The organism is Stenotrophomonas sp. STEN014 (assembly GCF_056760315.1).
The window spans coordinates 92,721-115,958 of sequence record NZ_JBRREN010000004.1; the positions used below are offsets into that span (position 1 = coordinate 92,721).

General features: G+C 65.2%; 18 protein-coding genes. 7 read left to right on the forward strand and 11 right to left on the reverse strand.

The annotated features are described in order from the left end of the window. Positions 1 to 19: 19 nt before the first annotated feature. Positions 20 to 694 carry a rhomboid family intramembrane serine protease gene (locus tag ACVOMC_RS07095; protein WP_481523404.1) on the forward strand — a complete coding sequence of 225 codons (675 nt, stop codon included), beginning with the start codon at positions 20 to 22 and terminating at the stop codon, positions 692 to 694. A 67-nt stretch (positions 695 to 761) separates the two neighbouring features. Here the strand turns inward: ACVOMC_RS07095 and ACVOMC_RS07100 are convergent, their stop codons facing one another. Both ACVOMC_RS07100 and ACVOMC_RS07105 read right to left on the reverse strand, forming a co-directional pair. Next, positions 762 to 2,768 carry a M13-type metalloendopeptidase gene (locus ACVOMC_RS07100; protein WP_481523405.1) on the reverse strand — a complete coding sequence of 669 codons (2,007 nt, stop codon included), beginning with the start codon at positions 2,766 to 2,768 and terminating at the stop codon, positions 762 to 764. Between the two features lie 178 nt (positions 2,769 to 2,946). Beyond that, a complete protein-coding gene (locus ACVOMC_RS07105) occupies positions 2,947 to 5,040 on the reverse strand; it encodes a M13 family metallopeptidase (protein ID WP_199398878.1) in 2,094 nt (697 codons plus the stop codon). A gap of 159 nt (positions 5,041 to 5,199) precedes the next feature. Between ACVOMC_RS07105 and ACVOMC_RS07110 the strand changes: the two genes are divergently transcribed. Then, positions 5,200 to 6,807: a phytoene desaturase family protein gene (locus ACVOMC_RS07110; protein WP_481523406.1), complete on the forward strand. Its 1,608-nt coding sequence runs from the start codon at positions 5,200 to 5,202 to the stop codon at positions 6,805 to 6,807. 31 nt (positions 6,808 to 6,838) lie between these two features. On the opposite strand, the gene ACVOMC_RS07115 is transcribed toward ACVOMC_RS07110, so the two are convergent. From ACVOMC_RS07115 to ACVOMC_RS07125, 3 genes are all read right to left on the reverse strand, one after another. Continuing rightward, complete coding sequence (locus tag ACVOMC_RS07115) at positions 6,839 to 7,663, reverse strand: hypothetical protein (RefSeq protein ID WP_481523407.1); 825 nt, start codon at positions 7,661 to 7,663, stop codon at positions 6,839 to 6,841. 161 nt (positions 7,664 to 7,824) lie between these two features. Then, positions 7,825 to 9,828 (reverse strand): alpha/beta hydrolase family protein, encoded by a 2,004-nt coding sequence (locus ACVOMC_RS07120; protein WP_481523408.1) that lies wholly within the window; start codon positions 9,826 to 9,828, stop codon positions 7,825 to 7,827. Positions 9,829 to 9,909: 81 nt separating this feature from the next. Then, positions 9,910 to 12,759, reverse strand: a complete 2,850-nt coding sequence (locus tag ACVOMC_RS07125) for a TonB-dependent receptor domain-containing protein (RefSeq protein WP_054657681.1) — start codon at positions 12,757 to 12,759, stop codon at positions 9,910 to 9,912. A gap of 158 nt (positions 12,760 to 12,917) precedes the next feature. On the opposite strand from ACVOMC_RS07125, the gene apbC reads away from it, so the two are divergent. Together apbC and dcd are read left to right on the forward strand one after the other, a co-directional pair. Next, a complete protein-coding gene (gene apbC / locus ACVOMC_RS07130) occupies positions 12,918 to 13,778 on the forward strand; it encodes an iron-sulfur cluster carrier protein ApbC (RefSeq protein WP_481523409.1) in 861 nt (286 codons plus the stop codon). 149 nt (positions 13,779 to 13,927) lie between these two features. After that, on the forward strand, positions 13,928 to 14,500 hold the full coding sequence (dcd, locus tag ACVOMC_RS07135; protein WP_054657685.1) for a dCTP deaminase: 573 nt from the start codon (positions 13,928 to 13,930) through the stop codon (positions 14,498 to 14,500). Positions 14,501 to 14,572: 72 nt separating this feature from the next. On the opposite strand, the gene ACVOMC_RS07140 is transcribed toward dcd, so the two are convergent. Genes ACVOMC_RS07140 through ACVOMC_RS07150 form a run of 3 tightly spaced genes read right to left on the reverse strand, consistent with a single transcriptional unit; the run spans position 14,573 to position 15,848 of the window. After that, the gene (locus tag ACVOMC_RS07140; protein ID WP_089153126.1) at positions 14,573 to 14,740 is read right to left on the reverse strand and encodes a LiaI-LiaF-like domain-containing protein; all 168 of its coding nucleotides are present in this window, start codon (positions 14,738 to 14,740) and stop codon (positions 14,573 to 14,575) included. Between the two features lie 29 nt (positions 14,741 to 14,769). After that, positions 14,770 to 15,192: an HIT family protein gene (locus ACVOMC_RS07145; RefSeq protein ID WP_481523410.1), complete on the reverse strand. Its 423-nt coding sequence runs from the start codon at positions 15,190 to 15,192 to the stop codon at positions 14,770 to 14,772. Then, complete coding sequence (locus ACVOMC_RS07150) at positions 15,189 to 15,848, reverse strand: dienelactone hydrolase family protein (protein WP_481523411.1); 660 nt, start codon at positions 15,846 to 15,848, stop codon at positions 15,189 to 15,191. The genes ACVOMC_RS07145 and ACVOMC_RS07150 overlap by 4 nt, the downstream gene beginning before the upstream one ends. Positions 15,849 to 15,989: 141 nt before the next feature. On the opposite strand from ACVOMC_RS07150, the gene rimO reads away from it, so the two are divergent. Then, positions 15,990 to 17,351: a 30S ribosomal protein S12 methylthiotransferase RimO gene (rimO, locus tag ACVOMC_RS07155; RefSeq protein ID WP_481523412.1), complete on the forward strand. Its 1,362-nt coding sequence runs from the start codon at positions 15,990 to 15,992 to the stop codon at positions 17,349 to 17,351. Continuing rightward, the gene (locus tag ACVOMC_RS07160) at positions 17,348 to 18,181 is read left to right on the forward strand and encodes a DUF3025 domain-containing protein (protein WP_481523413.1); all 834 of its coding nucleotides are present in this window, start codon (positions 17,348 to 17,350) and stop codon (positions 18,179 to 18,181) included. Before rimO ends, ACVOMC_RS07160 begins: the two co-directional genes overlap by 4 nt. Before the next feature lie 100 nt (positions 18,182 to 18,281). On the opposite strand, the gene ACVOMC_RS07165 is transcribed toward ACVOMC_RS07160, so the two are convergent. From ACVOMC_RS07165 to ACVOMC_RS07175, 3 genes are all read right to left on the reverse strand, one after another. Further along, positions 18,282 to 19,292, reverse strand: a complete 1,011-nt coding sequence (locus ACVOMC_RS07165; protein WP_481523414.1) for a DegV family protein — start codon at positions 19,290 to 19,292, stop codon at positions 18,282 to 18,284. Between the two features lie 172 nt (positions 19,293 to 19,464). After that, a complete protein-coding gene (greB, locus tag ACVOMC_RS07170) occupies positions 19,465 to 19,971 on the reverse strand; it encodes a transcription elongation factor GreB (RefSeq protein ID WP_054658998.1) in 507 nt (168 codons plus the stop codon). Between the two features lie 4 nt (positions 19,972 to 19,975). Beyond that, complete coding sequence (locus ACVOMC_RS07175) at positions 19,976 to 21,481, reverse strand: helicase HerA-like domain-containing protein (RefSeq protein ID WP_481523415.1); 1,506 nt, start codon at positions 21,479 to 21,481, stop codon at positions 19,976 to 19,978. Between the two features lie 122 nt (positions 21,482 to 21,603). On the opposite strand from ACVOMC_RS07175, the gene ACVOMC_RS07180 reads away from it, so the two are divergent. Then, positions 21,604 to 23,184: a transglycosylase SLT domain-containing protein gene (locus tag ACVOMC_RS07180; RefSeq protein WP_481523416.1), complete on the forward strand. Its 1,581-nt coding sequence runs from the start codon at positions 21,604 to 21,606 to the stop codon at positions 23,182 to 23,184. Positions 23,185 to 23,238: the final 54 nt, after the last annotated feature.

Here is a 23,238-nt window from a genome sequence, read left to right on the forward strand (position 1 = left end):
AATTCCAATGGATGCCGACATGTTTTCCCGACTGCCTACCATTACCCGGGCGCTGCTGATCGCCAATGTGGTGCTGTTCCTCCTGCAGCAGCCGTTCCTGCTGGGGAACGACACCTTCGCTCCGTTCATGCTGTGGCCGCTCAGCGAGCACGGCTTTGATGCGTTCTCGCCGGGGCAGAACTTCCAGCCGTGGCAGCTGCTGACCTACGGCTTCCTGCACGGCAGCTTCGGCCATCTGTTCTTCAACATGCTCGCGCTTTTCATGTTCGGTGCGCCGCTGGAGCAGACCTGGGGCGAAAAGCGCTTCCTGACCTATTACCTGGTGACGGTGGCCGGTGCCGGTGTCTGCCAGCTGCTGGTGGCCGCGCTGATGGGCGAGGGCGCTCCGGTGCTGGGCGCCTCGGGCGGGGTGTTCGGGCTGCTGCTGGCATTCGGCATGCTGTTCCCGAACCAGCGGGTGATGCTGCTGTTCCCGCCGATTCCGATGAAGGCGCGGACCTTCGTGATCGTGTTCGGCGCCATGGAGCTGATGCTGGGCTTCACCGGCTGGCAGCCGGGCGTGGCCCACTTCGCGCATCTGGGCGGCATGCTGTTCGGCTGGCTGCTGATCCGCTACTGGCGCGGGCAGCCGCCGTTCAAGCCGCGCGGGGGCGGCGGCAGCGGGCGGCCGAACCACCTGCGGCGGGTGAAGTAGGTCCGATCGAGGGCAAAGAAAAAGGCGCGGATTCCGCGCCTTTTCCATGTCCCGCATCAGCCGGCGGTCAACGCCAGATCCTGATCTGCTCGGCGTCGGTGCGCTGCATCGGCTGGCCCGGCTTGCAGCTGAAGCTGGCGCCGAAGGCCGGCAGGTTCGACAGCGGCGCGTTGCTGCGCCAGCGGCCCGGCGCATGCACATCGCTGGCCAGACGCTGCACCGCCTCGTTGGGCGAGAGCTGCGCCGGCCACAGGCCCGCCCACGCCTTGAAGAAGGCCTGCCTGTCGGCCGGCTTGGCATCGGGCTGCGCGGCGCTGAAGGCTTCCCAGGCGATCTCCACCCCCGAGATGTCGGCCATGTTCTCGTCACGGGTCAGCTGGCCGTTGACCTTGGCATCCTTCACGCCCGGGAACGGATAGGCGCTGTACTGGGCGGCGACGCGGTTGCCGATCAGTGTCCAGGCGGTCTTGTCGGACGGCGTCCACCAGCTGCGCAGCTCGCCCCGGGCATCGATCAGCGCGCCCTTGGCATCGACGGCACGGCTGATCTCGTGGGCCACCAGCGCACCGTAGGCGCCGAACTTCTCCGCGGTGCTGGCCTTGTCGACGAAGATCGGCCCCTGCAGCGCGGCGGCGGTGACGATCAGGCGGTTCTGCGCCAGGTCGTAGTTGATCGCCGGCTGCTGCGGCAGCACGTCCCAGCGACGGTCGGCGTTGCCCTTGCCGATACGCTTCATTTCCTGGCCGTGGCGCCAGGTCGAGGCGATCAGCATGTTGCCGCCGAAGCTGCCGCGGCCCATCGGCTGCACGGTGTAGTCCAGATCGCGCAGCGGGGTGCCGATCTCGATCTTCAGTGCGGCCAGCTTGGCTTCGGCTTCGGCCTTGGCTTCAGCGCTGAGCCAGGTGCTGCGCTTGACGGCGGCCAGCTGCGCCTCGCGGATCTGGTCGACCATCACCCCGGCCTGGCGGCGGGCATCACGGCTGAGGTAGGTGGCGGCGTACTCGTGGCCGAGCATCGGGCCGGCGGCCACGTTGATGGCGTCCAGCACCGCATCGGCGCGTGCCGGGGCGATGGTCTGGCCACGCAGGACCCGGCCACGGAATTCGAAGGAGGCATCGCGGAAGCCCTTGGACAGGTACGGCGCCATCGCATCGCCCACGCGCCAGCGCAGGTAGGCCTTCCACTGCGCGGCCGGCAGCCGCGCGACCATGCCGTTGAGCTGCTGGAACAGGGCCGGATCGGCCATCGACACCAGGTCGTCGTTGACGCCCTGCGCCTTGAGGAATGCGTCCAGCTGCAGGTTGCGGTAGCGGCCCAGGTCCTTGGTCGGGACCGGCGCGTAGTTGTTGAACGGGTTGTTGATGTCGGCTACCGGCTGCGCGCTGCGCGCCAGCTCGGTTTCCAGCGCGATGACCTGCGCCGACTCGGCGTCGAGCTGGTTGGCCGGGGTGCCGGTCAGCGCCAGGATCTGCTTCACATAGGCACGGTAGCGGCCCATCAGCGCGACGGTGTCGGCATCGGTGCGGGTGTAGAACGCCGGGTCCGGCAGACCCATGCCGCCCTGCATGAAGTAGCCGATGTGGCGGTCCAGCGCCTTCAGGTCCACGTCCGGGGCGAAATTGAAGGCCACCGGAATGCCGACCTGGTGCAGCGCGGCGATCGAGGCCGGCACATCCTTGGCCTTCTTGATGGCATTGATGCGGGTCAGCAGCGGCGCGATCGGCTTGGAGCCGTCGGCTTCTACCGCCGCCTCATCCAGGCCGCTGGCCCAGAAATCGCCCAGCAGTTTCTGCACGTTGCCCTGCGGGGCATTCATCGCGCGATCAAGCAGCTGGCGCTGCTGGAGACGGGTGTTGCCGGCCAGTTGGCCCAGCGCGGTGACCGCGCCGGTCTGCGGCACCGGATTGGCCTTGAGCCAGTCGGCATTGGCCATTTCGTAGAAATCGGTACAGGCGGCACTGGTCGCCTGCGCCCGGGCGGGAGCTTTCTTGCGGGCGGCCTCGGCATCGGAGCTGGACAGCACGGTGACCAGGCTCAAGGCCAGGGCAAGCGAAAGCGGGCGAACGTTGGGCATGTGATGCATATCCGCGGAAGGACAAAGTGGGCGGAGTTTAGCAAGCCGTGGCAAGGCCGAGGGAGCGCCATCGCCGCGTTGTGCGACCCGCGTCCTGAAGCGGCGGCGTGGCGATCGGAGATAAAAGAAGGCCCGGCAATGCCGGGCCTTCGGGTGTCACCTCACGGCGTGGCCGCGATTACCAGATCACCACCTGCTTGTCGCCGGTGCGGACCATCGGCGAACCGGCCTTGCACTGGAACGCCGCGGCGAAGGTCGGCAGGTTCGATGGCGCGCCCATCGCGCGGAACTGCGCCGGGGCGTGCGGATCGGTAGCCAGACGGACCTTGGCGTTCTCCGGGGTGTACTTGGTACGCCACACGGTGGCCCAGTTGGCGAAGAAGCGCTGATCGCGGGTCAGCCCCTCCACCTTCGGATCCTCCTTGCCGGCCGTGGCCTTCTGCAGGGCGTCGTAGGCCGTGGCCAGACCGCCGAGATCGGCGATGTTCTCGCCCAGGGTCAGCTTGCCGTTGACGTTCTGCTCGCCCACCTTGTACTCGTTGAACTGGTTGACCAGCTTGCCGGTGCGGCTGGAGAAACCCTTGGCGTCGGCCGGGGTCCACCAGTTCTCGAAGTTGCCGGTCGGCCCGAAGCGGCTGCCCTGGTCGTCGTAGCCGTGGGTCATCTCGTGGCCGATCACCGCACCGATGCCGCCGTAGTTCAGTGCATCGTCGGCGTTCGGATCGAAGAACGGCGGCTGCAGGATGGCGGCCGGGAACACGATCTCGTTCTGCAGCGGGTTGTAGTAGGCGTTGACCATCTGCGGGGTCATGCCCCACTCGGTCTTGTCCACCGGCTGGCCGATCTTGCCCAGCGCCCACTTGTAGTTGAAGGCGTTGGCCGCGCGCACGTTGCCCAGGTAATCGTCGTGGGTGGTGTTCAGGCCCGACCAGTCACGCCACTTGTCCGGGTAGCCGATCTTCGGGGTGAAGGTTTCCCACTTGGCGATGGCCTTGGCCTTGGTCTCGTCGCTCATCCACGCCAGATTCTGGATGCGGTCCTTCAGCGCGTCGGCCAGGTTCTTCACCAGCACTTCCATCTTGGCCTTGGCTTCGGGCGAGAAGGCGACCTTGACGTACATCTGGCCGAAGGCTTCACCGGCGTTGTTTTCCAGCGTACCCAGCACCTGCTTCCAGCGCGGCTTGATTTCCTTCTGGCCGTTGAGTTCCTTGCCGTAGAACGCGTAGTTCTGCTGCACGAAATCGTTGCTCAGGTAGGGCGATGCGCTGTCCACGGTGTGGAAGCGCAGGTAGGCGCGCCACACGGCCGGATCGGTATCGCCGAGCATCTTGCTCACTTCCTGGTGGAAGGCCGGCATGGCCAGCGAGAACGTCGCCGGCGCGGCGATGCCCTGGGCCTGGAAGAACGCGCTCCAGCTGAAGTTCGGGGTCAGCTTGTCGGCGTCGGCCACGGTGACCGGGTTGTAATACAGCGACACGTCACGCGACAGCTCGACGCTGGACTTGGACGCCTTGGCCAGCCGGGTCTCGAACTTGATCACGTCCTCGGCCTGCTTGGCGGCGTCGGCCGCCGGCACGCCGGCCAGCTCCAGCACCTTGGCCACGTGGTCCTGGTAGGCCTTGAGCTTGTCGGCCTTGCCGGCCTCGGTGTAGTAGGTGGTATCCGGCAGGCCCAGGCCGCCCTGGCTGGCGTAGGCCATGTTCATGGTCGAATTCTTGAAGTCCGCCTCCGGGCCGAAGCCGAACAGCATGTTCTCGCCCTTGGCCGCGCTGCTGCGCAGGTAGTTGGCGATGGCGGCGGTATCGGTCAACGCATCGATCGCGGCCAGGTCGGCCTTCAGCGGGGTGATGCCCAGCGCATTGATCTTGGCTTCGTCCATGCCCGAGGCCCAGAAGTCACCGACGATCTTTTCGATGCCGGTGGCGTTCTTCATCGCCGCGGCCTGCTCGGCCAACTGGTGCTGCACGGCCACCGAGCGCTCGTCCAGGATGGTGAAGGCGCCCCAGCTGGTGCGGTCGGCCGGAATCTCGTTGGCATTGAGCCACTTGTCATTCACGTAGCCGCCGAAATCGGTGCAGGCGTCCTTGCTGGGATCCAGATCCGCGGCGCTGAAGGCGTTGTAGGCCGGCAGCTTGGATTCGTCCAGCTTCAGTTCGGTGGCGGCAGCGGCCGGCGCGGCGGCCGGAGCAACCGGGGTTTCTTCTTTCTTGCAGCCGACCAGCACGGCCGACACGGCCAGGGTCAGCAGTAGGATCTGCGGTTTGCGAGCGATCACGGGATAGGCCTCCAGGCCGGTTTCGGAGCACAGATGGGGCCGCGGGAGCCGGGGCCAACGCAGGAAGATACGCCTGAAACCGATGAGGAAAGGGTGTAGAAGGTCATGGGCCGCGAATGCGTTCGCCCGGGCCGCCGGTAGTGCTATACAGCGGCCATGACCAAGACAGCGAATCGTCCGTGGGACGCGATTGTGATCGGCGGCGGCCACAACGGCCTGGTCTGCGCCGCCTACCTGGGCAAGGCCGGCAGACGCGTGCTGGTGCTGGAGCGGCGCGACGTGGTTGGCGGTGCGGCGGTGACCGAGGAGTTCCACCCGGGTTTCCGCAATTCGGTGGCCGCTTATACCGTGTCGCTGCTGCAGCCCAAGGTGATCGCCGAGCTGGCGCTGGAGCGGCATGGCCTGCGGGTGGTGCCGCGGCGGATCAACAATTTCCTGCCCTTGCCGCAGGGCCGGTACCTGCTGGCCGGTGGCGGGCGCACGCAGGCCGAAGTGGCCAAATTCTCGGCGCGGGATGCCGAGCGGCTGCCGGCCTACGAGCGGCGTCTGGAGATTTTTGCCGATGTGCTGCGCGCACTTGCGCTGCAGGCGCCGCCCAACGTGACCGATGGCCGCTGGCTGCAGGCGCTGCCGGAACTGTGGAAGGCCGGTCGACTCGGACTGCAGCTGCACTCGCTGGATGCGGCGCTGAAGCAGGAACTGCTGGACCTATTTACCCTGTCGGCGGCCGAGTATCTGGATCGCTGGTTCGAGAGCGCTCCGATCAAGGCACTGTTTGGTTTCGACGGCATTGTCGGCAACTATGCCAGTCCGTATACGCCTGGCACCGCCTACGTGCTGTTGCACCACGTGTTCGGCCAGAGCAATGGCGTCAAAGGGGCCTGGGGGCATGCCGTCGGCGGCATGGGCGCGATCACCCAGGCGATGGCGCGCGCGGCCTTGGCGGCGGGGGTGGAGATCCGTACCGGAATGGGCGTTGCGAAGGTGCTGGTCGAACAGGGCAGGGCGGTCGGCGTGGTCACCGGCAGCGGCGAAGAACTGCGCGCCAAAGCTGTCGTCGCCAACGTCAATCCGAAGCTGCTGTACGAGCAACTGTGTGATCCGGTCGATGTGCCCGTCGCCACGCGGGAGCGCATGCACAACTGGCGCTGCGGATCGGGCACATTCCGCATGAACGTGGCGTTGTCGCGGCTGCCAGACTTCCGCGCGCTGCCCGGGCCGGGCGACCATCTCACCGCCGGCATCATCCTTGCCCCGAGCCTGGACTACATGGATCGCGCGTACCTGGACGCACGCCAGTACGGCTGGTCGCGCGAGCCGGTGGTGGAAATGCTGATCCCCAGTACCCTGGACGACTCGCTGGCACCGCCGGGGCAGCACGTGGCCAGCCTGTTCTGCCAGCACGTCGCGCCGCAACTGCCCGAGGGGCGCAGCTGGGACGATCACCGCGAGGAAGTGGCCGACCTGATGGTCGCCACGGTCGACAAGTACGCCCCGGGTTTTGCCGATTCCGTATTGGGCCGGCAGATCCTGAGTCCGCTGGATCTGGAGCGAACCTTCGGCCTGATCGGAGGCGATATCTTCCATGGCGCGTTGAGCCTCAACCAGCTGTTCAGTGCCAGGCCGATGATCGGCCAGGCCAACTATCGCGGTGCGATCCCGGGCCTGTATCTGTGCGGCTCCGGCACCCATCCCGGCGGCGGCGTCACTGGAGCGCCGGGGCACAATGCGGCGCGGGAGATACTGAAAGACAACGGCCGCTGATGCGGCCGTTGGGGATGGTTCCGGAACGTGTTCAGCGCTTTCCTGCGCCCTCGTTCAGCTTTGGCATTGCGTCCTCCGTGACCGGTTCTGGAGCATCCACCTGTGGCGCCACCTGGGGAATGCGCGAGTGCTTGTCAGGCGCGGCCGGCACCTGCTCCACACCGCCGATATCCACCCGCGCCACTCGCGGCTTCATCCAGATCGCGTCATGCCAGGCCTGGTACTGCTTCGGATCCCAATAGCGGTCGTCGTAGAACTTTGTTGCGTCGATCTCCTCCATGCTGCCGGCAGGACCGGGCACGTAGATCTTCAAGTTGCCGGCGAAGCCCGTACGGCTGCCTGTCACGGCTTTTCGCTCCTTGCGGATCTCGTTGGCGATTCGTGGGAGTGCCGCCTCGTCTCCATAACGCGCGTAGATATCCTGCCCCAGACTGATCGCGCGCTCCCGCTGTGCTTCGTCGAGAGCCGCCCAGTAACGTTCGCGGAGCTCGAGAAATCCCTCGTAACCGCGCTCTGCGGCCATATCCATCCAAGCGTAAGCGGCTGACTTGTCCTGTGGGGTACCCGTACCATTCCACAGCATCTCAGCCACCATGCCCTGCGAGGGCTTGTCTGCGTAATACGCAGCCCGCTGAAAAAACTTGAAGGCGTCATCGAGCTTTCCGGCTTGGCGCTTTTCCAGCGCCAGCAGCCTGAAGCGCAGATCCGGATGGCCATTGAGGAAGCCGGCGCTGATCATCAGCGCATCCTGGGTTGGGTCCTCAGTCAGGGGGGCAGTGTTCTTTCCGGCCCAGGCCAGGTCGGTGCTGGCCATTGCCAACAGTAGAACGGTGAGGGTGGCGGCGCTTCTACGCATCTGTGGTTTCCTTGGTGCTGTCCATGTCGTCGGGGGATATTGGGTGGTCGAAACGTTGGGCGAAATTGCCGAAAGTCACTCTCTCCGGCGGAACGAAGGGGCGTGAACGCCCCTTCGTTGCCCTCTGCCAGGACGTATCTGGCGCGCGGATGTGACGGCGTTCAGGTGCCGTCGATCGCCGGGGCGGGGCCTCCCACGCTGACCTTGCCTTCGCCGATGTGGCGATTGAAGAAGTTCAGCATTTCCGTGTAGACCTTCACCCGGGCTTCTTCGCCGTAGAAACCATGCATTTCACCTGGCTGGATGATGATCCCCTCCGGTTTGTTGCCCGCTTCGGTCAGGGCTTTGGCCATCAGTTCAGTCTGTTCCGGCGGTGTCCGCACATCACGTGCGCCAGCAGCGAGGTAAACAGGAATCTTCACCTCGGCGGCGCGGCGCGCCGGTGAGTTCTGCGCCCAGATGCTCGCATCAGTACCGTGGGTGCGGCGCAGGAAGCGCTGGCCATTCGCGCTATCGGGAATGTCGCCACGCTTGAACATCATGTCGATGTCGTACACGCCGACGTAACCGAAGGTGCATTTGAACAACCCGGGCTCGCGGATCGGTGCCATTAGTGATGAATAGCCGCCGAAACTGCCGCCGTATATACAGATCCGGTTGCGATCCGCATGGCCGTTGTCGATCGCCCAATGTGTGGCATCGAGGATGTCATTCTGGATACCTTGGCCCCATTGCTGATGGCCCGCGTTCTCGAACGCCTTGCCGTATCCACCAGATCCGCGGAAATTGACTTGCAGCGTGGCGTAACCGCGGCTGGCGAACAATTGGGCTTCGGGGTTGTAGCCCCAGTTGTCGCGGGGGCCGATCGGTCCGCCATGCGGATTTACGATCAGTGGCAGATTCTTGCCGTCGCTGCCGTTGGGGATGGTCAGATAGCCATAGATGGCGCGGCCATCACGCGCAGTGAAAGAAAAGGGGCGCGTGGTTGCCAGCTTCTTCGGATCCAGATGCGCTTGGCGCGTCATCAGAAAGCGGGCTTTGCCGCTGTCGCGGTCGTACAGGTAAAGCTCGCCTGGATTGGCGTCGCTGTAGACCGACACCAGAATTTTCCGGCCATCTTCGGTATAGCTGGAAAAATCCACCATCTGCCCATCGAAAGCGGCTGCCAGCGATGCATACAACTCCGCATCCGGGTGCGATTCATTGAGCATCGTCACTTTCGGGGCGCCGGCCTCGGTCACCACGGCCAGGGGTGTATTGCGGTCGGTAGACCATATCACTCGGGAAACCTCGGCCACCGGATCGGCAAACAGCTGGCGGAATTCGCCGGTAGTGGTGTCCAGGGTGCCCATGGCCGCTGGCGCCTTGCCGTCGTCTTGGCTGGCGTACACGATTCCATCGTCCGTGGTGCGGTCCACCCAGAGATGCTTGCCATCGGTCTTGGAGGCGTTCACCAGGGTCCAGTTCTGGCCGTCGCGGCGATACAGCTCAGTGCGCTCGTCGTATTCGCCGGATTCGTCACGGCTGGAGGAACACACCGCAAAGCGCGGTTCCTTGGCGGCGTCCAGGGCGATGGAACAATTGGACTTCGGCGCGCGGCCAAGCGAGGTGCGGCGGCCGCTGACGGTATCCACCCGGTACACCTCCGTGCCCGCGCCTTCCGTTGAGCGCGGATATCGGGCCTGCATTATCACATTGCGGTCGTCGCCCTTGAGCGAGTCAAGCAGGGAGTAGCTCTCGGCCCCCACCGTCTTGCCGCGCTGGGTGGCGTCACGGGTGCCGTAGAAGATGACAGGCACAGGCTGCGTGCCATCGGCGTTCACCGCAAACCATTCGCCGGTATTGAACGGCTGGGCGAAGCCGCCCATCTTCTTTACCGCGTTGAACATCAGCCTGTCAGGCGAGATCCACTGGAAGGAGCCGACGCTCTTCTTGTCCGGCAGCTGGTTGACCTTCAGTACCTTCAGGTCCGAGGTCCGCAACACGGTGAGGACATCCTGATCACCATGATCGACGGTGACCGCGAGGTATTCACCGTTCGGGGATATGCGTGCATTGCCATAGGCGGCATGCCCCATGAAATCCTTGACCGAGTACTGCTGCGCGTGTGCGCTACCGGCGCCGGCCAGTGCGATCGCCAGCATCAGAGGGGTGAGGTACTTCAAATCCATACTCCTTGGATGACGGGTGTAGGAAAACGGAGCCCGGCATTTAGCCGGGCTCCGTGTGTCACGAAAGTGGCCCTATCAGAAACGGTAGGACACGGTCAGGTTGTAGCGGCGGCCCAGCGGATCCGCGCCGATGTACTGCTGGAAGTACGGGTAGGCGGTATAGGTCGGATCTTCGCGGAACTGGTTGTTGGTCAGGTTGATGACCGTGAACTCGGCGCGTACGTTCGGGGTGAACTTCTTGCCGACCTGCAGGTTGTAGACCATCCACGGTGCCAGGCGCTTGTCCCACGCATTGTTCCAATTGGAACCGATACGGGTACCGAACAGGGTCACCGCCCAGTCGTCGCGGCTCCAGCCCAGGGTGCCGCGGGCACGGCTGCGCTGGCTGTAGTCGAACAGCGGCAGGTCACGGTAGTCGGTCAGCGTATCGTCGTCGTTCTCCTGGTACTTGTTGGTCAACACCAGCGAGTAGCCCAGGTCCAGCTTGAAGGTGCCCAGACGGTCGGTGTCGTAGGAGTACTTGAACGAGGCGTCAATGCCGCTGGTTTCCTGCAGCGCTGCATTGATATAGGCGGTGTTGATCTTCTGGATGCGGCCATCCAGCGTCGTGCCCGGTGCGCTGGTGCGCGTGACCAGCGAGGTGAGGTTCTGGCAGTACGCCGAATCCATGCTGTACTCAAACGCCGAGCCGTCAGGACGCGTGCCCAGGCGGCAGTTCGCTTCGTTCTGCAGCAGATAGGTAGAGCTGAGCTGCGTGGAAGCATCCTGCAGGCGGATCTTGTAGTAGTCCACCGTGAGCGACATGTTGTCGACGATGTCCCACACGAAGCCGGCACCCCAGGACTTCCCTTCCTCTTCCTTCAGCAGCGGATTGCCGGCAATCAACGACTGTGCCTGGTAGAGCGTGATGTCATTGGTGGTATTGCACTGAGCGCGGGTACGCCCCGGCGTGCCCGCTGCCTGGCCCAGACCGGTGCCCGAACGGCAGCTGTATTCGTCCAGGATGGTCGAGAAGGACGCGGCACCCTGGGCATAGACCAGCTGCATGTCCGGAGCGCGGAAGCTGGTGGCATACGAGCCGCGGAGCAGCAGGTTGTCGAACGGACGGAATTCCAGGCCGATGTTGTAGGTCTTGGCGTCGTCTACCGCGGTGATGTCGTCGTATTTGTCCCAGCGGCCGGCGAGGTTCATCGACAGGTTGCTGAAGATCGGCACGCGGAATTCGGCGCCGACGGCATAGCGGTCACGCGAGCCGTGGGTTTCGCCAGAGCTGGTCAGGTTGTAGATCGTGTTCTCGTCGATCGGACGGGTCTGATCGGTGCGGTAGTCGCTGACCAGGTCGGTCGTCTGGCGGGTGGCTTCAAGCACTGCGGCAAAGCCCAGCGGACCCGCCGGCAACTCGAACAGGTCGCCGCTGACGTTGAAGTTGGCCGTACCGGAGGTGGATTCGGCTTTGTTCTTGACCCGCGTGGCGAACGAGCGGTAGATCTCTGGGGTGATCGGCGCGTTCCAGCGGTCCAGATTCAGATTGTAGACAGGGTAATTGCCGTTGTAGCCCAGCTGCGGGCCCAGGAAGTAATCGTGGACAGCCTTGGCCAGCAGGCGCGGGCGATCGGCTTCGTACTCGTACTTGCCGTAGTTGACGCTGGCTTCCCAGTCGAAGCGGTCGGCGATGGTGCCGGTCACGCCCAAGGTGATGTCGTAGGTCTGCTCGTCGTACAGCGTCGACGCAGCTTCGTTGCCGCCGAGTTCGGACGGCATGAATACGCGCTGCAGCTGAATCAGGTCCTTGAGCGTGGCATCGTAGTAGGCACTGGTGGCCGCACCGGTCGGGCTCTTGGTGAAACGGTCGCCCGACGTGCCCCAGAATTCGGTACCGCCGGACGCCTTGGCGTCGGTGGTGTAGTAGCTGACGTTGCCGAAGCCCTGGATGTTGTCGGTGAAATCGAACGTGCCCGAGAAATAGCCGCTGTAGGAGTTGTTCTTGTTCGAGATCGAGCGGCTGGCACTGCTGTCGTAGCTACCGCAGTAGGTGCCGCGCGCGGGCGTAGTCACCGTGGTGAAGCCCAGCGCATCACAGGCTGCGGCGTCATACACCACGTTGTGGTTCCGGATGTGGCCGTTGAGGCCGGCGGCGCTCAGTGCCACCAGGCTCAGGCCCGGGTTGACCGCGATGCCATACGGATTGTTGCGGGTGTCAGCCAGTACATCGCGCTGGCTGGCGAACACCGGTTCATTGGCGTTGTACTGGAAGGCATACATCGCCGTCCAGCGGTCGCCGGTGGTGCCACCGGTGTATTCGAGCTTGAAGCTGTCGCCGCCACCTTCCTCGGTGGTGCCGGCGCTCAGGCGGATTTCGTTGCCGTCATAGTTCTTGCGGGTGACGATGTTGACCACACCGGCAACCGCGTCAGAGCCGTAGATCGCCGAGGCGCCGCCCGTCAGCACTTCCACGCGCTCGACGATCGCGCTCGGGATTGCCTTGATGTTGACCACGTTGTTGTCGCGGTTGTAAGGCTGCGGGTACTGCGCCGGGCGGCGGCCGTTGATGAGGGTCAGGGTGTAGCCCGGGCCCAGGTTGCGCAGGTTCACTACCTGGGCGTTCGGCGTGAAGCCGGTGACGGCCAGGTCGCCGGTGAACGAACTGGTGGTGTTCTGGGTCAGCGTCTGCAGCATGTCGCCGACGGTCTGGAAACCCTCGCGGTCGATATCTGCACGGGTGATGACCGTGACCGGAGCCGGACCTTCTACGTCCACGCGCTTGATGCGCGAACCGACGACCGAGACACGATCAAGGTTGGTTGCCTTCTCGCCACTGGCAGCGGCTTGGTCTTGGGCAAAAGCGGCGCCCGGCAAAATGATCGCTGTCAGTAGAGCGCTGCTCAGCACATTGCGCTTGAATGAATTGGTCTTGCTGCTCTGCACGTGTATCTCTCCCTTGGAGTCTAGAATCGGCGGTACATGCTTAGTGGCCAAGTTGGCAATGAAGTCGCCTTGGTCGCCTTCATGAACGTAACCTGACATTAACGAATAATTCATGGAAATGCACTAATTTTGAAAATGTTTCATAGGAAACCTGTGGTATGAAATCAGCCTCTCCATTTGCCTCGTTGGCCTCCCATCGCGTCCAGAAGGGCCTCTCCCCCCATCCGCGCATCCGCAATGTCATTGCGGTGGGCTCGGGCAAGGGCGGGGTGGGCAAATCCACCACGTCGGTCAACCTGGCGTTGGCACTGAAGGCGTTGGGTGCACGGGTCGGGGTGCTGGATGCGGACATCTATGGTCCAAGCGTGCCGGCGATGCTGGGCTTGAGCGGTCGTCCGGAAAGCCCGGACAACAAGACCATCGAGCCGTTGCGGGCGTTCGGTGTGGAGGCGATGTCGATCGGCTTCCTGATCGAGGAGGACTCGCCGATGATCTGGCGTGGACCGATGGCGACCACGGCGCTGACCCAGCTGTTCAACGACACGCTGTGGGACGACCTGGACGTCCTGCTGATCGACCTGCCGCCGGGCACCGGTGACATCCAGCTGACGCTGTCGCAGAAGATTCCCGTGGCCGGTGCGGTGATCGTGACCACGCCGCAGGACATCGCTACACTGGACGCGCGCAAGGCGCTGAAAATGTTCGAAAAAGTCGAAGTGCCGGTGCTGGGCGTCGTCGAGAACATGGCCGTGCACACCTGTTCGAACTGTGGCCATGTCGAGCATCTGTTCGGCGAAGGCGGCGGCCAGCGCATCGCCGAGCAGTACGGGGTGCCGTTGCTGGGCTCGCTGCCGCTGGATATCGGCATCCGCGAGCAGGGGGATGCCGGCACGCCGATTGTCGCGGCGGCACCGGAATCGGGGGCGGCGCAGGCCTACCTAGCTGCGGCGCGACGGATGGTGGAGGAACTGGACAAGCGTCCGCGCGCCAGCATTCCGATCAGCGCCTCGTTGCTCTGAAGGCGCTCTGCGCAAGGGGCCGGCATCCGGCCCCTTCCTATATATAGGTGATGAGGATTCGCGGCTGTGGTCTGGTGCCGGGCCTGGGCTAGAATCGACCACCCCAGCCGCAGGCATGTTGCGGCGCAACGAAACCAGGATCACACTGAATGAGCATCAAGAGCGACCGCTGGATCCGCCGCATGTCCGAGCAGCACGGCATGATCGCGCCGTACGAGGCCGGCCAGGTGAAGCAGGTGGATGGCCAGCGGATCGTCAGCTACGGCACCTCCAGCTACGGCTATGACGTGCGTTGCTCGCGCGAGTTCAAGGTGTTCACCAACATCAACTCCACCATCGTCGATCCGAAGCATTTCGATCCGAAGAGCTTTGTCGATATCGAGGCCGACGAGTGCATCATCCCGCCGAACAGCTTCGCGCTGGCCCGCACCGTGGAGTATTTCCGCATTCCGCGTGACACGCTGGTGGTGTGCCTGGGCAAGAGCACCTACGCGCGCTGCGGGATCATCGTCAACGTGACCCCGCTGGAACCGGAGTGGGAAGGGCACGTGACGCTGGAGTTCTCCAATACCACGCCACTGCCGGCGCGCATCTATGCCAATGAAGGCGTGGCGCAGATGCTGTTCTTCCAGGCGGACCGGGACGACATCTGCGAAACCTCGTACAAGGATCGCGGCGGCAAGTACCAGGGCCAGACCGGGGTGACCCTGCCGCGCACCTGATGGTGGCCGTGGGGCGATACGAAAAAGGGCGCGGAATTCCGTGCCCTTCTGCTTTCCGGTCGTTGCGGCGGCTTACTTGCCGCGGCCGAACAGCATGCCGATGCCCACCGCCACCAGGATCGCCGGCCACCAGGTGGCCAGCATCGAGCCGATGTTGCCGTTGATCCAGCCCAGGTTTTTGGCCAGGAAAAACAGGCCGACGATGATCAGGATCAGGGCGGCGATCAGGTTGGAGCGCATCGGCTGGTGTGTCCGTCGGTGAAGGTGGCCTATCGTAGCCGCTGCCGCCAGATTTCGACACGCTGGGTCAGCACATCGGCATCAAAGCGCTGCGCCTTGCCGCTGCCCCACACCGGCCCCGGCCAGGCGGCATCGTTCTCGTTGCGCCCGATCAGGTGGATATGCAGCTGGCGCACGATATTGCCCAACGCGCCGATATTGATCTTGGTGACGTTGGGCTTCTGCCTCAGGTGCTGCGAGATCTGGTTGATCTCGGCCAGCAGCAGGCGCTGCTGACCGCCATCCAGATCGATCCACTCGCTGGCGTTGGCCACGCGCGGGACCAGCACGATCCAGGGAAAACGGTCGTCGTTCATCAGCCGGATCTGGGACAGTAGGCCGTCAGCGATCAATACGCTGTCGGTCGCCAGGCGGGAATCTAGTTCGAAATCGGACGTCACAGCTTCGGTCATCGCAGGTTCTCGCTGAAGAAGGCCAAGGTACGTTCGCGCGCCAGTGTTGCGCTGGGGGCGTGGTAATGCGGGCCGGCCTCGCGGTTGAAGGCGTGGCCGGCCGGGTACACATATACCGGCATTGCCGGTTGCTTTTCACGGTGCGCTGCAACGGCGGTGGCAGGGATCGAGGGGTCCTGGTCGCCAAAGTGGAAGATGGCCGGGGCTTTGAAGGGCGTGTCGAGAAACGGCACATTGCGCGCCCCGTAGTAGCTGGCCGAAGGCAGGCCCAGCCGTTGCGCGGCCAGCAGCGCGATGGTGCCCCCCCAGCAATAGCCGACCGTGCCGACCTTGCCGTAGGGCGCCAATGCCGCAGCGGCGGCGTGGACCACGGTCACGGCGCGGTCCACCCCCAGCGCGTCCACCAGTGCCTTGCCGCGTGCGGTGCCGGCGGCGTCGTAGTCCAGCTTCAGGCCGGGTTCGAGCAGGTCGAAGAAGGCCGGGGCCAGCACCGCATAGCCGTCGGCGGCGTACTGCCCGGCGACATCGCGGATATGGGCGTTGGCGCCGAAGATCTCCTGGATCACCACCAGGCCGGCGCGCGGCGTGGTGGCGGGCAGGGCTTGCCAGGCCCGGACCGGGCCGGCGGCGCTGGGAAGATCGATCCACTGGGACATGGGCGGGACTCCTTTGCGGGGCTGCCTATTAACGCATGCCCTTGTTCAGCGTGGTGCCGGATGTGCCGGCTGGCGACCGGTATAATCGCCGCCTTTCCGGCCCTGCGGCCCTCCGGCTCCGGCCCCCAGAATTCTGTGAACATGTCCCAGCTGAACCCCAAAGTCGGCTTCGTCAGCCTTGGCTGCCCGAAAGCCCTCGTCGATTCCGAGCGCATCCTCACCCAGCTGCGGGTGGAGGGCTACGACATCGTCCCGTCCTATGACGCGGCCGACGTGGTGGTGGTCAATACCTGCGGCTTCATCGACTCGGCCGTGGCCGAATCGCTGGACGCCATTGGCGAGGCGATGAACGAGAACGGCAAGGTCATCGTCACCGGCTGCCTGGGCAAGAAGGGCGACATGATCCGCGAGCATTACCCGGACGTGCTGTCGGTCTCCGGTCCGCAGGACTACACCACGGTGATGGAGGCGGTGCATGCCGCGCTGCCGCCCAAGCACAACCCGTTCGTGGATCTGGTGCCCGATTACGGCATCAAGCTGACTCCGCGCCACTACGCCTATCTGAAGATTTCCGAAGGCTGCAACCACCGTTGCAGCTTCTGCATCATTCCCTCGATGCGCGGCGATCTGGTCTCGCGTCCGGTCGACGAGGTGCTGCGCGAGGCCGAGCGTCTGGTCAAGGGCGGCGTACGCGAGCTGCTGGTGGTGTCGCAGGACACCTCGGCCTACGGCGTGGACCGCAAATACGCGCCGGGAAGCTGGCGCGGCAAGGAATACGCCACGCGGATGAAGGCGCTGTGCGAAGGCTTGTCCGAGCTCGATGCCTGGACCCGCCTGCACTACGTCTACCCGTACCCGCACGTGGACGAGGTGGTGCCGCTGATGGCCGAGGGCAAGATCCTTCCCTATCTGGACATCCCGTTCCAGCACGCCTCCCCGCGCATCCTCAAGCTGATGAAGCGCCCGGGCGCGGTCGACAAGACCCTGGAGCGCGTGCTGCGCTGGCGCCAGATCGCGCCGGACATCACCGTGCGTTCGACCTTCATCGTCGGCTTCCCGGGCGAGACCGATGCCGAGTTCGAGCAATTGCTGGATTTCCTCGATACCGCCCAGCTCGACCGCGTGGGCGCGTTCGCCTACTCGCCGGTGGAAGGCGCCACCGCCAATGACCTCCCGGACCCGGTGCCGGAGGACGTGAAGCAGGAACGTCTGGCCCGTTTCATGGAGAAGCAGGCCGCCATTTCCGCCGCCAAACTCGAAGCCAAGATCGGCAGCGTGCAGCAGTGCCTGATCGACGGTATCGAAGACGGTATCGCGGTGGCCCGCTCCAAGGCCGATGCCCCGGAAATCGATGGCCTGGTGCATATCCAGAACGCCGATGAAGCCAAGCTGCACGTGGGCCAGTTCGTCAATGTCCAGATCACCGACAGCGACGAGCATGACCTGTTCGGTGACGCGGTCATCGAGCACGCCAAGCCGGCGTTCGACCTCAAGGTGCTGTGACCGGATCGGTCCCGGCTCTAGGCGCTGGCAACGGCCGGCGCCGCTTCATCGCCCCGCTCCGCGGGGAGATGGCGCCAGCGTGTTTCACGCATCCGCTATTCGCCGACTTTGGCGCCTGTCGCGACTGGATGACGGCCCCGGCGTGGCCCACTATCGCCGCGCTCAACGCGCGCATGTCACCGTCGGGCAAACGGTTCGTGGAGCAGGACGGTGCGCTGCTGGCCGACGGCCTGCATTACGAGACCCGTATCGCGCAGGGATACATCGCCACGCGTCCGCAGAACTGGCATGACCTGTTCAATGCGATGGTCTGGGTGCGTCATCCCGCCATCAAGCATGCTCTCAACCTGCAGCAGTGCCGGCACATCGCGCAGATGGGGCCGGGCGAGCGCAATCGGGCGCAGCAGGCGCTGACCCAGTTCGACGAGACCGGGGTCATCGTGCGGGTACGCGACAGCCGTCTACTCGATGCCTGGGACAAGCACGAGTGGCGCCGGCTGTTCCACATCCATGCCGCGCAGTGGCGCAATGGCGATATCGCGGTTGCCGCTGTCATCGGTCATGCGCTGATGGAGCAGATGCTGGTGCCGGGGCGTTTGCTGGTTGGCAAGTGCGTGGTGGTGCAGGGGGGAGAGGATCTTGCCTGCGTTGCGCGTGTCGCGGCGGCCATTGCCGATGGCGCTGTTCTTGCCACGCCCGCCGAACTGCGGCCCTTGCCCTTGGCCGGCATTCCCGGCTGGCATCCCCGGCAGGATCCGGATTTCTATGCGCAGGCCGACTACTTCCGGCCGCTGCGCGACGGACGCGCCTATCCTCCGGCACTGCGCTGAGGTCGCAACGTCGCTGCGCAGGCCGGGTTGACGCACTGGTGCTGCCAGCGGCGCGTGACCGTGTGGCAGTGCGCGCGGACGCAACCGCTCCGCGCGCTTGTCAGAACGCGATGTCGCGGCTCTCGCCTGCGAAGGCCAAGGTCAGTCCGCCCGGACCGATGTTCATCATCCCGGTGATGCTCATCGGCAGCAGATGCAGGCTGACATTCTCCTGCGCGCAGGCGGCGCGCAGCTGTTCCAGCGCGGGCGAACCGTGCAGATCCTGCAGGGGGCCGGCGTAGGAGATGATCACGTGCGGTGCGTACAGGCCGCGTTGCACCTGGCGGGCGGCAACCGCGAACAGGCGGGCCCATGCGTCAGCGCGTCCACGGCACTTGGCGACCGGGCGGGTATCGCCCTGGCGGCCCAGCACGATGGGTTTGATATCCAGCGCGCCGCCCAGCAGCACGCTGGCCAGGCTGATGCTGCGATCACCGCGCACCCGCGAGCGGGCGCGTGCGTAGCCCAGGTTGTCGGGCACGTAATACGTGTGGGTGGCGTCGATGATGCGCTGCAGTTCGCCGCGGATGTCCTTGGCCGGCACCTGCGCGCGCAGCAGGTCCTGCAGCACCATGGCGGGAATGCCGGAGCCGGCAAACATGTTGCGAGTGTCGATGACCCGGAACTGGAACGGACGGGCGATACCTTTTTCCTGGCGTGCCTGGCGGATGGCGCTGGTGGCCAGCAGGCTGCCGTGGCTGGCAGCCTCGTGGATCGGGCTGCGGCTGGCGGTGATGGTCAGGCAATAGACCGAGTCGTAGTCCAGCGCGAAGTGTTCCAGGAAGAATCGGCTCATCTGTGCCGCATCCAGCGGCAGGGACTGTCCGGTGGCGCCTTCGCCGTTGGCGTTCTCGCGCATGTAGCGGGCGGTGGCGCTGGCGTCATGCTGGTCGATGTAGGTGGTGCTGCCGATCCGGATCGGAATCGGAATCACCGCCACATCCGCGCTGGCGAGAAAGGCCGGCGCCACATCGCAGGAGGCATCGATCACGATGCCGGTACGCGCCGGGCGGCGCGGGTTGCTGCTGAGGTCACCGCTGGCTGCGGTTGTTTCCGGGTCAAGCACCTGCATCTGGCGTCCTTTCGCGATGGGTAACCGCGAAGAAAAAACATGCGGCAGGGGCGCGGGTCAAATACACGATGACCGGACGCGGCAGGAGGCTCACATCCCCTTGATTCCATGGCGCACGCGTGGTGTCTGCATGCGCCGGCGTATGTGCGGATTGCGCGAATTTGCGGCGCGGTCAGTCCGGCGCATAGTGGATGGACAGCACGGCGAAGGTGTGCGGTCCGGCGGGTAGCTCCACGGTGAATTCGTCATCGACGCGCTTCTTCAGCAGCGCGCGCGCCAGCGGCGAATCGATGCTGATCCAGCCGGCGGGCGCGTCGGTTTCGTCCGGACCGACGATGCGATAGATCACCGTTTCGCCCGAGTCCACGTTCTCCAGTTCGACTGTCGCACCGAAGAACACCGCGTCCGGATCACTGGGCCGGGTATCGACCACACGCAGGGCTTCCAGCCGTTTGCTGAGGTAGCGCACGCGGCGGTCGATCTCGCCCAGCTGCTTCTTGCGGTAGGTGTATTCGGCGTTCTCCGAACGGTCACCTTCTGCGGCGGCGGCGGCCAGTGCCTTGACCACTTCCGGCCGGCGCTGCCGCCACAGCTCATCGAGCTCGGCCTTCAGCCGCGCATGGCCTGGCGCGGTGATCAGTGCGGTACTTTTTTCAGCGGGAGGGCGCCAGCGGCTCATGGAGTCAGCGCTTTCCGCCGAAGATGCCACCGAGGATGCCGCGCACGATCTGGTTGCCCAGCTTGGTGCCGACGGTGCGGGTGGTCTGCTTGGCCATGGTTTCGAGCATGCCCTGGCGGCGCCTGGTGCCGAAGATCGCATCCTTGATCGCCTGGCCAAAGCCGCTGTCCTGTTCGTCGTCCTGCTCGCGGGTGCGGGCCTTGGGGGCGTCGGCCTGTTCCACCACCTTCTGCGCACGCTGGGCCAGCCGTTCGGCGGCCGATTCGCGATTGATGGCGGTGTCGTAGCGGGTGCCGACCGGGCTGCCTGCGCGTACCTGCGCACGCTCCGCCTCGGTGATCGCGCCCATGCGGCAGCGTGGCGGCGCGATCAGGGTTTTCTGTGCCGGCGAGGGAATGCCCTTGTCCTGCAGTGTGGAGACCAGGGCTTCGCCGGTGCCCAGCTGCGAGAGCGTGGCGGTGACATCCAGTTTGGGGTTGGGCACGAAGGTCTCGGCGGCGGTCTTGACCGCCTTCTGGTCGCGCGGCGTGAACGCGCGCAGTGCATGCTGCACGCGATTGCCGAGCTGGCCGAGGATGTTGGCTGGCACGTCATCGGGAAACTGCGAGCAGAAGTACACGCCCACGCCCTTGGAGCGGATCAGCCGCACCACCTGCTCGATGCGCTGCACCAGCGCCGGCGGGGCATCGTCGAACAGCAGGTGGGCCTCGTCGAAGATGAACACCAGTTTGGGCTTTTCCAGGTCGCCCACTTCCGGCAGTGTTTCGAACAGCTCCGACAGCAACCACAGCAGGAAGGTCGAATACAGGCGCGGCTTGAGGATCAGCTGGGCGGCGGCGAGGATGCCGATCACGCCGCGGCCGTCGTGGTTGACGCGCATGATCTCGGCCAGCTCCAGTGCCGGCTCGCCGAAGAAGGCTTCGCCGCCGTCCTGCGACAGGCGCAGCAGCGCACGCTGGATCGCCGCCACCGACTGCGCGCTGACCAGTCCGTACCCGGTGGAGATGTCTTTGCGCTCTTCGGCGACCAGGTTCAGCAGCGCGCGCAGATCATCCAGGTCCAGCAGCAGCAGGCCGCGGTCGTCGGCCAGCTTGAACACGATATCGAGCACACCGGCCTGGGTGTCGTTGAGCTCCAGGATGCGCGCCAGCAGGGTCGGGCCCATCTCACTGACGGTGGTGCGAACCGGATGGCCGAGTTTGCCGTACAGGTCCCAGAACACGGTGGGACTGGCGGCCGGCGCGTAGCCTTCCACACCGATGTCGGCCGCGCGCTGGGCCAGCTTGTCGCTGATCTCGCCGGCGACCGCCAGACCGGCCACATCGCCCTTCACGTCGGCCAGGAACACCGGCACGCCGATCCGCGAGAAGCCCTCGGCCAGCGTCATCAACGTCACCGTCTTGCCGGTGCCGGTGGCGCCGGCCACCAGGCCGTGGCGGTTGCCAAAACGCGGGAGCAGGGTGACGGCGATGTCGTCGGTGACGCCTTTGCCGAGCAGGATCGGGTCCATGGAGGCACTCATAGATGAACGAAGGGGGATTCTACCGGCCGACTATATCGGCGCCGCAGCCATGTTGCCCCCGGGCAAGCGGGGCGGCTACCCTGCCTGACCCTTCGCGTGCAGTGCTGCTGATGTCCGTTTCCCTGTCTTCCCTCCGCACCTGGCCGCTGCTGCTGGCGACCAGCCTGTTGATCGCCGCTCCTTCGGCCCACGCGCTGTCGGCCCGTGACCAGGCCAAGGTGAGCGCCCTCCACGAGCGCATGACCGCCGCGGAAAAGCGCTATACCGATGCGCTGGTGCTGATGGACAACGCCGATCCCAAGGGCAGCAGCGAGGGCGATGCGGCGCTGGAGGACATGGAAGATGTGATCGCCGACTGCATCGCGCAGAAGGGCTGCCAGGTCGGTGGTCTGCTTGCCACCTACAAGCGCCTGCTCAAGCAGCGCGCGGACAGCGCCGGCGAGAGCGACGGTGACGAGGCCATCGGTCCGCTGGAAGCCGATCCGGACCATGTCGCGCCACTGGTCGCCGATGTGCCGGAGGCGGCGCGCGCGGCGGCCCTGTTGAACGACCACCGCCACGCATTCGATGACATGGTCGAGTACAACCCGGCGGTGCAGGCCGGCATCCGGCGCTGGCTCACCGACATGCGTCCGGCGTTGCTGACCAGCTATGAGAACTACATGAACCTGCGTGCGGTGATGTGGCCGGAGTGGGAGAAAAGCGCGCTGCCGGAAGCGTTGCTGTTCGGCATCATGGCCAAGGAATCCAACGGCCGTGTGCATGCCTCCTCGCGCGCCGGCGCGGCCGGGCTGATGCAGTTCATGCCCGCCACCGGCCGCCGTTTCGGCCTGGGCCCGGACGGCACCGGTTTCGATACCCGGTTTGATGCCCGCAGCGCGGCCGAAGCCAGCGCCGCCTACATGAATGAGCGCATGCGGGTGCTCAACAAGAACATCGAGTATGCGCTGGCCGCTTACAACGGGGGCGAGGGGCGCGCGGCCCGTATCTACCGTGAAGCCGGCGGGCAGAGCTTCTGGACCGATTCGGCCTATTCCCAGTTCCCGGGCGAAACCAAGGACTATGTGCCGATGGTGATCGCTGCGGCGTGGATCTTCCTGCACCCGCAGCAATATGGCGTGGAGTTTCCCAAGGTCAACGCGCAGCCGGCGACGCTGCGCCTGGCCAAGTCGACCACCATCTACGAGCTGACCATCTGCCTGGGCAGCGCCGGTACCCGTGACGGCTACATGCGCGTGTTGCGCAACCTCAACCCGCGCTACGAGGCCGACGGCTGGATTCCGGCCGGCACCACGATCAACGCGACCACCCGTATCGCCGGGCTGTACAACCGCTACTGCGTCAGCGGCCCACGCGCGGATCTGGCCCGTACCCTGATCACCGCCGATCTGAATGCCGCGATCAAGCGCCCGTCGGCGGCAACATTCACCGGCAGTGTCGCGGTAGGGGATGTGCAGTCCATGCAGGCAGCACAGGGGGCGGGCCCTGCGGCCGTGCCGGCACCACGTCCGGCGGCTCCGGCGCGGCGCGCCGCGCGAACCTACAAGGTCGCCAAGGGCGACACGCTGGGCCGTATCGCCAGCCGCTTCCAGTGCGAAGTGCCTGCCCTGGCACGTGCCAACGGCCTGCGCGCACCAGCCTACGCGATCAAGCCGGGCCAGAGTCTGAAGCTGGAAGGCTGCGGCCGCTGAGCGGCCTGCGGGCGGGACACGAAAAAGGGCGCCCGGTGGCGCCCTTTTTCCATT